Origin of the sequence: Aestuariirhabdus sp. LZHN29, from assembly GCF_049985285.1 — a bacterium.
Lineage (GTDB): Bacteria > Pseudomonadota > Gammaproteobacteria > Pseudomonadales > Aestuariirhabdaceae > Aestuariirhabdus.
This window is the reverse complement of sequence record NZ_JBNIEU010000001.1, coordinates 1,068,341-1,081,011: the sequence shown is the minus strand read 5'-3', so window position 1 is coordinate 1,081,011 and position 12,671 is coordinate 1,068,341. Positions and strand designations below refer to the sequence as shown.

The window sequence follows — 12,671 nt, the reverse complement described above, 5'->3', positions numbered from 1 at the left end:
AATAGACTCCAACTGGCCGCGGAAATTAAACTTCCAGCGCCTTGTATTTCTCTCGCAGATGGTTACGAATAGCCACCGCGGACAGATTCAACACCGCAATCACCACCACCAATAGTAGTGCCGTCGCGTACACCAGCGGCCGAGCCGCCTCGACGTTCGGACTCTGGAAACCCACATCGTAGATGTGGAAACCCAGGTGCATAAATTTCTGGTCCAGATGCAGGTAAGGGTAGTTGCCATCGAGCGGCAACGAGGGGGCCAGTTTGACCACCCCGACCAACATCAGCGGAGCCACTTCCCCCGCAGCGCGCGCTACGGCCAGAATCAACCCAGTCATCATCGCCGGACTCGCCATCGGTAGCACCACCCGCCACAGGGTCTCCGCCTTGGTCGCACCCAGCGCCAGACTCCCTTCACGCACGGAGGAAGGGATGCGTGATAACCCCTCTTCGGTGGCCACGATCACCACCGGCAACGTCAACAGCGCCAGGGTAATCGCCGCCCACATCAATCCCGGGGTACCAAATGTGGGGGCCGGGAGAGCTTCGGGGAAGAACAGTTGATCTATGTTCGATCCGAGGAAATAGACAAAAAAACCGAGGCCGAAAACACCGTAGACAATAGAAGGCACACCGGCCAGATTATTGACCGCGATACGGATTGCTCGGGTGATCGGCCCCTGACTGGCGTACTCGCGCAGGTACACCGCCGCCACCACACCAAAGGGGGTGACGATAATGGACATCAGGATAACCATCATCACGGTACCGAATATCGCCGGAAAGATCCCCCCTTCGGTATTCGCCTCGCGGGGGTCTTCACTGACGAATTCCCACAATTTGGCTCCGTAGAAGGCGACCTTATCCAACGGGCCCATGGCATTGGGTTGAAACGCCCGCACCACATTGCCCAGCGAGATCCGCACCTCACTCCCATCGGCCGTCACTCCGATCATGCTGTCGCGATTGAAGCGTACGTAGAGTTCACCCAGTTCCGCTTCCAGCACCCGGTAATCGGCGTCCAGCTGGGCACGTTCGGCCGCAATAGCCGCATCGACCGCGGCCGTACGGGTACCGCGCAGTTCATGGCGTCGCTCGCGCAGCCGCAGGCGCTCCAGTCCAGAGTTGATGGTGCCGATGCGGTGTTTTTCTATCTCGTAGATCTCCTCGTGGATAGAGAGTGCCCGCTCGACCCGGCTTTGTAGCTCCTGCCAGCCATCCTCTCCCGAGGCCACCACGTGCTCCCCCTCGTACACCGCCTTCAGGCGCCCGTAGAAATTGCCCCATTCGCGACGTTCGACGGTCATCAGCTCCTCAGGAAAGCGGCGGTCCATGAGAAAGGCATCCAGTACCCAGGAGAAGTCGCTTCCGTACACATCGCGGTTGCCGATCTTGATCAGGTCCCGCTGCATAAACTCCGCATCGATCACCGGCATACCCGCCGATTCCAGACGCAGGGTGGGTACCAATTCGGTCTCTACTATCTCTCCGACGACCAGGCGCTCAGACTGGCCCGGAAGCCGGTACTCCGACTCCATAATCGCGCCTGGCCAGAAGTGACCCAGGCCGCGGACGGCGATCAGCATCAGCAGCCCGATCACCATCACCAGACTGATCGCCACAGCACCGGCGTTCAGCCAGACAAAGGGCGACCCGCTTCGGTACCAGGAGGAAAACGACATACGCATCATGATAAATCCTGTAGTTGAGTAACCCGGTCGGGTTCACGCACCAGCTCTTAAAGCGAGCTGTACTTCTTGCGCAGGCGATGACGCACCACCTCTGCAAAGGTATTAACGACAAAGGTGAAGATGAACAGCACCATCGCGGCCAAAAACAGCACCCGGTAATGAGAGCTGCCCACCTCCGATTCGGGCATCTCCACGGCGATGTTGGCCGCCAGGGTTCGCATCCCCTCGAAGATGTTGGCATCCATGATCGGCGTGTTCCCCGTGGCCATCAGTACAATCATGGTTTCACCCACGGCGCGCCCCATACCGATCATCACCGCCGAGAAGATACCGGGGCTGGCGGTCAGCAGCACCACCCGGGTCAGGGTCTGCCAGGGCGTGGCACCGAGCGCAAGGGAGCCGTAGGAGAGGTGCTTGGGGACACTAAAGATCGCATCCTCGGTGATGGAGAAGATGGTCGGAATAACCGCGAAGCCCATCGCCAACCCCACCACCAGAGCGTTGCGCTGATCGTAGTTGAGCCCCAACTCGCTGCTGATCCAGCCGCGCATATTGCCATCGAAGAACCAGAGTTCCAGATGGTCGCTCATGCCTAGCGCCATTGTGCCAGCCGCGATCACCACCGGAATCAGCAACAACACCTGCCAACCATCGGGCACCAGCAGTCGAATTCGATTGGGCAGCTGCGCCCACATAAAGCCGAACGCCACCACCGCCACAGGCACCAGGATCAGTAGCGCAAAGATGCCCGCCAACGACCCCTCAATAAGTGGAGCCAGCCACAAACCGGCAAGGAAACCCAGAATAACGGTGGGCAGCGCCTCCATCAGCTCGATCACCGGCTTCACCTTGCGACGCATCGCCGGCGCCATAAAGTAGGCGGTGTAGATTGCGCCACAGATCGCCAGCGGGGTCGCCATCAGCATGGCGTAAAAGGCGGCCTTGAGGGTGCCGAATGCCAATGGCATAAGGCTCATCTTGGGCTCGAAATCGTTGGTCGAGGCCGACGACTGCCAGATGTAGTCGGGTTCACTGTACCCCTCGTACCACACCTCCTCCCACAGCGCCGACCAGGAGATCTCCGGATGCTCGTTATGCAGCGAAAAGAACTCCATGCTGCCGTCCCCATGCTCCACCAGCAGCGCATTGGCTCGCGGCGCGATGGTCATGACACCTATCGATGCCTGACTGATCGGCTCCACCAGCAGGCTACGGTGAGCGGTGGCGTTGTAGATCCCCACCCACCCCTGTGCATCGGCCACCATAAAGCCCTTGCGACGATGCTCCGGCGCAATCGAGCTGACCGCGGCATCGCGCAGGGCAAAATTTCGAACGTTTTCGAGGTGATACTCGTTGCTCTCGTCGCGCACCAGAAACCATTGACCGATTCGCCCGCTATCGTCGCCGATCAACAACGAGCTACCACCGAGCAGAAACTCGATATCGGTCACCCGAGCCTCTCCATCAGTAACCGGCAGCACGCTATTGAGCAGCGGGTCTTCACGGTCGCGGATATCCAGCACCGCCAGCCGGCTGCCATCGAGGGCGGCAAAGATCCAGCGCTGCTCGGGATCGATCAACACCCGCTCGACACGCCCGGCGAGGGGCGGCAACTCCAGATTCTGCCGCTCCAGCGTTACCTCCTCGGAGAGGAAATCGACCTCTTTGGTGTAGAGCGCCACGTGCACACCATCAGCCGCACTGGCAGCCAGCATCATCGAGTCCTCGCTATCGCGCAACGCCAATTGCTCGATGGCGGCCCCGCTGCCGACCAGGCGGATCGGCTGCTCACCATAGGGGTACTCGATATGGGGCTCGATCAGCCGCACGTCGTCAGGGTAGCTCACCTTATAGCTGTGTTTGAGCAGTATCACCTCGCCACTGGAGAGGCCCACTGCCAGTTCGCGGCTGTTGGGATCAGCCTCCGCCAGCGCGGTAATCTTGCTACCGGCGGGCAGGGGCAGCGTTGTGCGTGAACGCTCTGCACCGTTTTCGGTAGAGAAAAACACCAGCTGGCCAGAGTCCTCCAGCCGCAGGGCCAGTTCTGCCTGCTCCTCCATCGCCAGATAGAGCGTCTCGGCACCCGCCACGGCCACCGGTGCCGGGTAACGTGCGACGGATTCAATCTCCGCCCCCTTGAACAGCGGCAACACCTCATACAGCAGGTAGAGAAAGATCAGCAGGATGGCGACGATAACGCCGATTCCACCAACGGCTACCGACCACCGCGCCAGCCGATCCTTGATGGATCGCAGGCGACGGTGGCGGCGAGCGTCGTCGGAATTGAAATCGACAATGGGTTGGGACAGATCAGTTACTTCGTTCATGGCGCGTACCTTACTCCGCCAATATGACAGTTAGATGACAAATATGTAATAAAGCGCAGAGTCTTTACGCGTCACCAGAAATAGCAGACCCCGCGCCGTGGCGCGGGGTCTGCTAAGGGCACTCGCCCCGGGATGCGATGGGATTATAGACCCAGTGCAGCCATCTGCTTCTCAACCACCTTGGCTGGCAGAGGGATGTAGCCATCCTTCACGACCACGTTCTGGCCCTGCTGGGACAACACCTGCTTGAGGAACTCTCGCTCGATCGGTGCCAGCGGCTTGTTGGGAGCCTTGTTAACATAGACGTAGAGGAAACGTGACAGGGGATAGCTCCCCGTAACCGCATTTTCCGGGGTGGCGTCGACGAAGGGCTGACCGGGCTTCTTGGCCAGCGGTACGGTACGCACACTGGAGGTCTTGTAGCCAATACCGGAGTAGCCGATGCCGTTGATGGAGGCACTGATGGACTGAACCACAGAGGCGGAACCGGGCTGCTCGTTGACGTTGTTCTTGAAGTCACCCTTACACAGGGCTTTGCTCTTGTAGTAACCGTAGGTACCGGATACCGAGTTGCGCCCATACAGCTGGAAGCTGCGATCCTGCCAGGCGCCGTTGAGCCCCACATCACCCCAGCTGGCGAGGTCACGGTCGTAACCGCACTTGCGGGTAGAGGAGAAGATGGCATCAACCTGGGGAATGGTCAGACCTTCGACAGGGTTGTCCTTGTTGACAAAAACGGCCAAGGCATCGATTGCTACGGGGACTGCGGTGGGCTTATAGCCGAACTTCTTCTCGAAGGCTTCGAGCTCCTTGTCTTTCATCTTGCGACTCATGGGCCCCATGTTGGAGGTTCCCTCGGTCAGCGCGGGAGGCGCAGTAGAGGAGCCAGCGGCCTGAATCTGGATATTAACGTTGGGATATTCGCGCTTGAACTCCTCGGCCCAGAGCGTCATCAGGTTGGCCAGGGTGTCGGAACCGACACTGGACAGGTTGCCGGACACACCGCTGGTCTTGGTGTAGGTAGGGATGGCGGAGTCTACCGCCGTTGCCGCCACTGCGGCATTCAGGCTGCCAGCAGCCAGTGCGGCGGTCAGGCCTTTGATCACGCTGTTTACTTTCATTTGACTTCTCTCCAAAGTGAGCATTGCTGCATTAAGTGTCCACGAGTATGGAGTCACTGTATTGCAACTATATTGCTGCCAGATGACAGTTTTGTGACGACCGACCGGCTATTTCCCCCAATTACACAAATACCACGAATCAACGCTACCCCCTATGCAGGAAGTTTTAGGTATAATCGCGCGCCAGCACAGGACGCACCCAAAGTACTATTCGCCTTTGGCCGTACACTTTAAAAATAACAAGAGCGGAACCGATGATCGACATTGAGGAAAACCCACAACCCATAGGCCAACTTTGCCTGCAGCTGCAGGCGATGCCCAGGGATACCAACGCCGAAGGCGCTATCTACAGCGGCTGGTTGGTATCGCAGATGGATTTGGCGGCCGCCATGCTAGCGCGACGCGCCACCAGGGGCCGCGTCGCAACCGTATCCATGGACAGCATGGCTTTTATGGTCCCGGTCAACGTCGGCGACTGCCTCAGCGTTTACGGCAACGTGACCGACCGTGGCCGCAGTTCACTGACGATCAAGATCGAGGTGTGGAAGCCCTCCCACGAGGACGAAGACGAGCTGTGTAAGGTAACCGATGGCTCCATCGTACTGGTGGCCATCGATGAACGTGGACGCACACGGTCAATTAACCCTTAACAGCGCATCCACTCGCCGGCACTATCCCTGCTCCTGTTCAGGGCCGGCCTGTGACTCCTGCACTGCACTTAACGCGGATAGTATTTCGGTGATACCCGCCACAGTACAGTGCTGGGCCTGAGCAATGGCTTCGGGGTCACCGGCTGCCACGGCCTGGGTTTGGGCCACACGCTGCTGCGCCTCTCGCTGCTTCTCCTCCTCGGATTGCTCCACCCGAATGGTACCCAACGCGCCACCCAGCAAGCGCACTAACTGCACCAGCTGCGCCTTGCTACGAGACTCAAGGGTCTCCTCCAACAACTGATTCAACTGCTGGATCTTCTCCACCCCGACTTCATTGTTATTAGCCAAAATTTAACTCTCCTGAAACATTAACGGTTGCGCTTAGATCGCTTGCAACTTGGCGTAGGAAAGGACCAACCATTTGCTCCCCTCACTGTCAAAATTTACCTGCACCCGCGCTTGCGCGCCCTGGCCCTCATAGTTAAGTATTACCCCTTCCCCAAACAGTTTGTGCAGCACTCGCTGGCCCAGGGCAAACCCGGTTTCCGGGATATCCGTGGCGACACTCGAGAAGAGTCCCTGACTCACCGGGCGCGATATTCGCGCGTTAAGGCGCACCTCCTGAATCAGCTCCCGGGGAATCTCCCCAATAAATCGTGACGGGGCATTCAGGGTTTCGGAACCGTGCAGACGGCGGGACTCCGCATAACAGAGGTACAGCCGTTGCATTGCGCGGGTAATACCCACATAACAAAGCCTGCGCTCCTCCTCGAGTCCATTGCCCGAATCCAGAGACATCTTATGGGGGAACAGACCCTCCTCCACCCCGCTCATAAACACCAACGGAAACTCCAGCCCCTTGGCGGAGTGCAGCGTCATCAATTGGACGCTTTCTTCGGAGCGGTCGGCCTGATTATCGCCCGCCTCCAGCGCGGCATGATCCAGAAATACCGCCAACGGAGAAGCATCGGCTTCCGACTCCTGGTCATGGTAGGGGGAATCCTCGGGATCAAACTGACGGGTGGCGCTCACCAGCTCCTCAAGGTTCTCTATGCGCGCCTGCCCCCGTTCACCTTTCTCTTTTCGGTGGTGATCGATGAGACCGGTAGCGGCGATAACATGATCCACCAGCTCGTGCAGAAGCAGGTGTTCACAACGCACTTCCAACTCCTCCAGCAGATCCATGAAGCCGCTGACGGCAGCACAGGCCCGTGGCGGTAACAGTCGCTGATCAACCACCAGCTCACAGGCTCGCCATAGCGACACTCCCTGTTCACGGGCACAGTCGCGCAGTAGCTGCACGCTGCGTTCACCGATGCCCCGGGTCGGCACATTGATGACCCGCTCCAATGAGGCATCGTCATCACGGTGATTCAACAGGCGCAGATAGGCGAGGGCGTTTTTAATCTCCGCGCGGTCGAAGAAACGCTGGCCGCCATAAATTCGATAGGGCACTGCGGCACGGATCAACGCCTCCTCCAATACCCTGGACTGCGCGTTTGAGCGATAGAGAATCGCCACCTCGCTGCGGCTATGGCCCTGCTCCAACCAGTCCTGTATACGATCCACAATAAAGCGCGCTTCGTCATGCTCGTTGAAGCCTGCGTACAGGGCAATCGCCTCCCCCTCTTCGCCGTCGGTCCACAGCTCCTTGCCAAGGCGGTCAGCGTTGTTGCGAATCAACTCATTCGCGGCCTTTAGAATGGTTGAGGTGGAACGATAATTCTGCTCCAGGCGGATCGTTTGAACACCGGCAAGATCCTCGTCAAAGCGACGTATGTTTTCGATACGTGCCCCTCGCCAACCGTAGATCGATTGGTCATCATCACCCACCGCCATCACCTGTCCATGCTCTCCGGCCAGCAACCTCAACCAGGCATATTGAATGGCGTTTGTATCCTGAAACTCGTCCACCAGCAGATGGGAAAAACGGCGTTGGTAATGTTCCCGTACGGCTCGATTGTCACGCAACAACTCATGGGCACGCAGCAGCAGTTCGGCGAAATCGACCATGCCGCCCCGCTGGCACGCCTGTTCGTAGCGTTCATAGATGCGCACCATAGTCTGGGCGTGGAGATCGCCATGGGCTTCAATATGCTGCGGACGCAAACCCTCGTCCTTCTGCCCGTTGATATACCACTGCGCCTGCCTCGGTGGCCAACGGGAGTCATCCAGCTCCAACTCCTTGCAGATACGTTTAACGAGCCGCAACTGGTCGTCACTATCCAGGATCTGGAAATTATCCGGCAATCTCGCATCTCGCCAATGGGCTCGCAGCAAGCGGTGAGCGAGGCTATGAAACGTGCCTACCCACAACCCCTGTAGCGAACTACCCCACAGGGCTTCGATGCGGGCTCGCATCTCTGCGGCGGCCTTGTTGGTAAAAGTCACCGCCATAATGCTGTAAGGCGACTCGCCCTGGCTTACCAGCCAGGCTACCCGGCTAACCAGGACCCTGGTTTTTCCGCTGCCTGCGCCCGCCAATACCAGATAATTACCCGGTTTGGCCGTCACCGCACATTGCTGGGCATCATTCAGCGATGCCACCTGTTCACTCACGTTCATTAAGATCCTGCCGTACGCTTGCTGCGCTGCGGTTACATGGGTTTAAATGGGGACTGGTTTGATCAAGACCCCCATAATAACAAAAGCCAGCGCCTTGGGCTCTTTACAAGGCAGACTGCAACCCAACAACTCGAGCCTTACATGATCGATGCGATCCGGCGACTGCTGCCACGAGTTGGCAGCAACGCAACCCCGGATAATAGTAACGCGCGCCAACGGACGGCCGATGTCACCCTCTACCAGCTGCAGCAACTGCACCAGCTGCACCGGGCGCTACCCTGGCTGGTCGCTAGCGGCGCGCTGCTTGCAACTGCATTTTTCTGGCAATCCCTCAACGCCTATAGCGTTTTGCTTGGCTGGGCTTGGCTCGCGCTGCTGATGCTGGGCCGTTACAACCTGGCACTGCGTTTTCGCTACCGAAAAGAGACGGGGGTGGGACACTGGCAACTGCTCTCCTGTTTACCGGCGCTTCTCGGCGGTGGCACGGTTGCCCTGATGATGGTTGGGTTGATGCCCATTACCACTCTTGCCCTGTCGGGTGTTAGCTACCTGCTACTGCTGGCCGCACTGTTGAGTGCCATGCTTTACTACGGAATTTTCCCACCGGCCTTTCTCTGTTTTGCCACCGCGTCGGTGCTACCGCTTGCCGTTGAAATTATGTGGCAAAACAGTGGTTACTCGCAGCTTGCCGCCCTCGGCCTGCTGCTCAGCCTTGCGCTCATCAGCTACGGGAACCTGTGCGTCAACCGCCACCTCCTGCGCCATCATAAACTGGCGCAGCACAGCGAACGACTACAGATCAAACTGCAACAGACACAAAAAGAGCTCACACGTAGCCACCGCCAGGCGCTCAAGAGCGTCCCGCTCAACACCCCCGTCACGCCCCCCTCTATCAGCGCCGAGAAAACCTCCCGTTTCAATAACCAGCTTCGCAGGGCCCGAAAAGCAACCCAGCTCGCCGAGCAACGACTCTCCATGGCACTCGATGCCTGCGAATTGAGCCTGTGGGAGTGGGACCTGAGCCACGACCGTTTCGTCCAGCCCCAGGCGATGGAGATGCTGGGGCAACGCTACGATGGCCATCAAGGTTTTATAGAGAGTCTCAAAGGCCTGGTCGATGAGGCGGATCTATTGCGGCTGAAAGAGGCGATGCAACACTACCTGAATGGCAACAGCCTGGAATACCGAGTCCAGTTTCGCGCCCACCATATCAATGGCCAATGGCTCTGGCTGGAAGATGCAGGCCGAGCCAGCGCCTGGGACCCCCAGGGGCGCATCACCCGTATCGCAGGCACCCGCCGCAACATCACCCTGGAAAAAAAGCAGCAAGCAGAAAGTGTCATGTTCCACCGCCTGAGCACCCTCAGTACCCAGGCGGTCTGTTTGCTCGATCACCAGTTTCGATTTTTGCTGGTCAACCCGAGCTTCTGCGAACTCACCGGCTTTTCCAGTGACGAGCTACTCGGCCGCAAAATAGGGCAGGTATCCCGCCACCACGATGCGCTGTTTTATCAGGAGATCGCCGACCAGTTGCAGCGCAAAGGGTTCTGGAGCGGGGAAATTTTGGAGTACCGCAAGGATGGCAGCGCTTACCCGGTAGCCGCCAACTTCTCCTCGGTAACCGACCCCGATGGGCTCAACCCTTACTGTCTGGGAATTTATAGCGACCTGTCTGACCTGCAACAGACCGAAAAACGCCTTCACTTCCTCGCAAGTTTTGACAATCTGACCGGACTCGCCAACCGGGAGCTATTCCTGAGGCGTCTTAGCAAAGCCACTGCGACCGGAAAACCTTTGAACTTGCTGTTATTCAATATTGATCGCTTTAAACAGATTAATGAATCCCTGGGCCACGACGTTGGAGACCAGCTGCTGGTGCAGTTCTCCCGCCGGCTGCGCAAGAGCGCACGAGATGCCGAGCTGATTGCTCGCACCGGTAGCGACGAGTTTGCGATACTGTTACCCGGCGCAACCGGGCTGGGCAGCTTGATGCAGATAACAGAACGGCTGCTACGAAAAACCGGCCGCGACTACCGCGTTGGCAGCCACGATTTAACGCTCACCCTCAGCGCCGGCATTTGCCGATTCCCGCAACAAACACGTAGCTCCAGAGCGCTGTTGCAGGGCGCCTCGCGAGCCCTGATTGAAGCTAAAAAATACGCAGGCAACCACTACCATCTGTATACCGACGAACTTGCCGGCAAGGATACCAAGCTACCGCTACTCGAAGGTGCGCTGCGTAAGGCGGTTACCAATAACGAGTTCGAAGTCTATTACCAGCCCAAGCTCCACCTGGCCAGCGGCTCCATCCGGGGGGTAGAAGCCCTGGTTCGGTGGCAGCACCCTCAATTGGGATTGATCGAACCCGAGCGATTTATCTACCTCGCCGAAGAGAATGGCCTGATTAACGCAATCGGGGAGCAGGTGCTGGAACAGGCCTGCCGGCAGGCACGCCAATGGCTGGATGACGGCGTGGGAGAGATTCGGGTGGCGGTCAATCTGTCGGCCCAGCAGCTGCGCCAGGGCGACGGTTTCGAGGTGGTCGAACGCACCCTCAAGCGCACCGGCTTACCCCATCACCTTCTGGAGATGGAGCTCACAGAGAGCATTCTATTGGAGGAAAACGCACGGGTCAGCAACAGTATTCACCGGATTCGCGACCTGGGTGTCGGTATCAGCATCGACGACTTCGGAACCGGTTACGCCTCTCTCAGCTACCTGCGTCGATTCCCGGTCAACTCGCTCAAGATCGACCGTAGTTTTATCAGTGGTATCCCGGATAGCGAAAACGATTGCGCCATCACTCGAGCCATCATTGCCATGGCCACTAGTCTCGACTTGAGAGTCGTGGCCGAAGGTGTGGAGTTACCACAGCATGCGGAGTTTTTACGGCGCTTTGGTTGTGATGAGATTCAGGGGTATCTGGTGAGCAAACCCGTGCCGGCAGAAAAGCTTACCGAGCTACTTGTAAGCCGCGATCCGGTCACCCTGTAACCGCTAACCGGCGGCTTCACCCAGGGTAACACATGACTCGCCCCCGAAGTGACAGCTAAACGTGCTGCCTTTGCCCGGCACGCTACGCACCGATAACACGCCTTTATGACGCAGCAGTACGTGCTTTACAATGGCCAATCCCAACCCGGTACCTCCGGTCGCGATGGAGCGGCTGGAGTCTATTCGGTAGAAACGCTCGGTCAGGCGGGGTATGTGAAGAGGATCGATGCCGACCCCCTCGTCACGCACCGAGAGATGGGCGCCTTTACTATCCTGCCACCATCTCACCTCGATGTTTCCCGGTGATGGCGTGTACTTCACCGCATTCACAATCAGATTCGAAAACGCACTGTGCAACTCGGGCTCATTGCCCAACAACCCCATCGAAGGGTCGCAATCAACCTGAATACGGGACTCATCATCGAGTAGCTCGGCCGCATCTGTCACGATTCGGTTTAACAGCGGATAGATCGCCACTTTACGCAGCTCTACTCCATCATCACTTCCCTCCAGCCGTGACAGCAGCAGCAGATCCGAAACCAGATCCCCCATACGCTCGGTCTGTTTCTCCATCTGCCCGACCGCCCTTAACCAATGTGACGGTACACCTTCCGGGTGGGTTTGCAATGTTTCCAGATAACCCCGTATCACCGTCAACGGAGTGCGCAACTCATGGGAGACATTGGCCACCAGATCCTTGCGCATCTGCTCAAGCTGGTAGAGGCGGGTAACATTGCGAACCACCAGCAACCGCTCCCCTCGACCAAAGCGGGTGATCACATATTGCAGTCGGACCTGATCATCCAACGGCGACCTCAACTCCAGCGGTTCGTTGTAATCACCGCGCGCGAAATAGCCAGCAAAACGCGGGTCACGGATCAGGTTCTCTAATCGCTGGCCGCTATCTTCTGGAAAACACAGCCCCAGAAGCTGTTCAGCGGCATCATTCCACCAATCAAGGCAGTGGTTGCTATCGACCATTACCACCCCGTCGCGTAGCGCCGCCGTTGAGTCCTGGATACGCTGGATAACCGATTTCAGCCTGCCACGAGCCTGTTGATCACGCTGCTGCAATCGATGCATCGCGTCAAACAGATCGCCCCAGATGCCCACCCCCTCCGGTGGCGCACTTTTGTCCTGTTCACGGCGAAGCAGCCAGCGCAGCATTCGCGTCAGATTGTGGAGCACCCACCCCAGATAAAGCGCTAATACCAATACCAGGGACCAGGCATAAGCATCGGTAAACAGCCCCAACAGGATACCGGCAACCAGCAACCAGCCCAGGTCGCCCAACAGTCGTTGTTGCCATTTGCGCTCCATA

Annotated in this window: 8 protein-coding genes; 2 read left to right on the top strand and 6 right to left on the bottom strand. The window is 58.1% G+C overall.

Annotated elements, in window-relative coordinates; translation table 11 throughout:
• Window positions 1-25: 25 nt before the first annotated feature.
• From pstA to ACP3PW_RS05200, 3 genes are all read right to left on the bottom strand, one after another.
• Entirely contained in the window at window positions 26-1,687 is a 1,662-nt protein-coding gene (gene pstA / locus ACP3PW_RS05210) for a phosphate ABC transporter permease PstA (RefSeq protein WP_426415901.1), read from the bottom strand.
• Between the two features lie 50 nt (window positions 1,688-1,737).
• A complete protein-coding gene (locus ACP3PW_RS05205) occupies window positions 1,738-4,017 on the bottom strand; it encodes an ABC transporter permease subunit (RefSeq protein ID WP_426415612.1) in 2,280 nt (759 codons plus the stop codon).
• A 143-nt stretch (window positions 4,018-4,160) separates the two neighbouring features.
• Window positions 4,161-5,138 carry a PstS family phosphate ABC transporter substrate-binding protein gene (locus tag ACP3PW_RS05200; RefSeq protein WP_426415611.1) on the bottom strand — a complete coding sequence of 326 codons (978 nt, stop codon included), beginning with the start codon at window positions 5,136-5,138 and terminating at the stop codon, window positions 4,161-4,163.
• A gap of 254 nt (window positions 5,139-5,392) precedes the next feature.
• On the opposite strand from ACP3PW_RS05200, the gene ACP3PW_RS05195 reads away from it, so the two are divergent.
• Complete coding sequence (locus ACP3PW_RS05195) at window positions 5,393-5,788, top strand: acyl-CoA thioesterase (RefSeq protein WP_426415610.1); 396 nt, start codon at window positions 5,393-5,395, stop codon at window positions 5,786-5,788.
• 21 nt (window positions 5,789-5,809) lie between these two features.
• Here the strand turns inward: ACP3PW_RS05195 and ACP3PW_RS05190 are convergent, their stop codons facing one another.
• Together ACP3PW_RS05190 and uvrD are read right to left on the bottom strand one after the other, a co-directional pair.
• Window positions 5,810-6,139, bottom strand: a complete 330-nt coding sequence (locus ACP3PW_RS05190; protein WP_426415609.1) for a hypothetical protein — start codon at window positions 6,137-6,139, stop codon at window positions 5,810-5,812.
• 33 nt (window positions 6,140-6,172) lie between these two features.
• Window positions 6,173-8,356: a DNA helicase II gene (uvrD, locus tag ACP3PW_RS05185; protein ID WP_426415608.1), complete on the bottom strand. Its 2,184-nt coding sequence runs from the start codon at window positions 8,354-8,356 to the stop codon at window positions 6,173-6,175.
• 141 nt (window positions 8,357-8,497) lie between these two features.
• On the opposite strand from uvrD, the gene ACP3PW_RS05180 reads away from it, so the two are divergent.
• Window positions 8,498-11,350 carry a putative bifunctional diguanylate cyclase/phosphodiesterase gene (locus ACP3PW_RS05180; protein ID WP_426415607.1) on the top strand — a complete coding sequence of 951 codons (2,853 nt, stop codon included), beginning with the start codon at window positions 8,498-8,500 and terminating at the stop codon, window positions 11,348-11,350.
• A gap of 3 nt (window positions 11,351-11,353) precedes the next feature.
• Here ACP3PW_RS05180 and phoR read toward each other — a convergent pair whose 3' ends face one another.
• Window positions 11,354-12,670, bottom strand: coding sequence for a phosphate regulon sensor histidine kinase PhoR (gene phoR / locus ACP3PW_RS05175; RefSeq protein ID WP_426415606.1), 1,317 nt, complete (start codon window positions 12,668-12,670; stop codon window positions 11,354-11,356).
• Window position 12,671 lies beyond the last annotated feature (1 nt).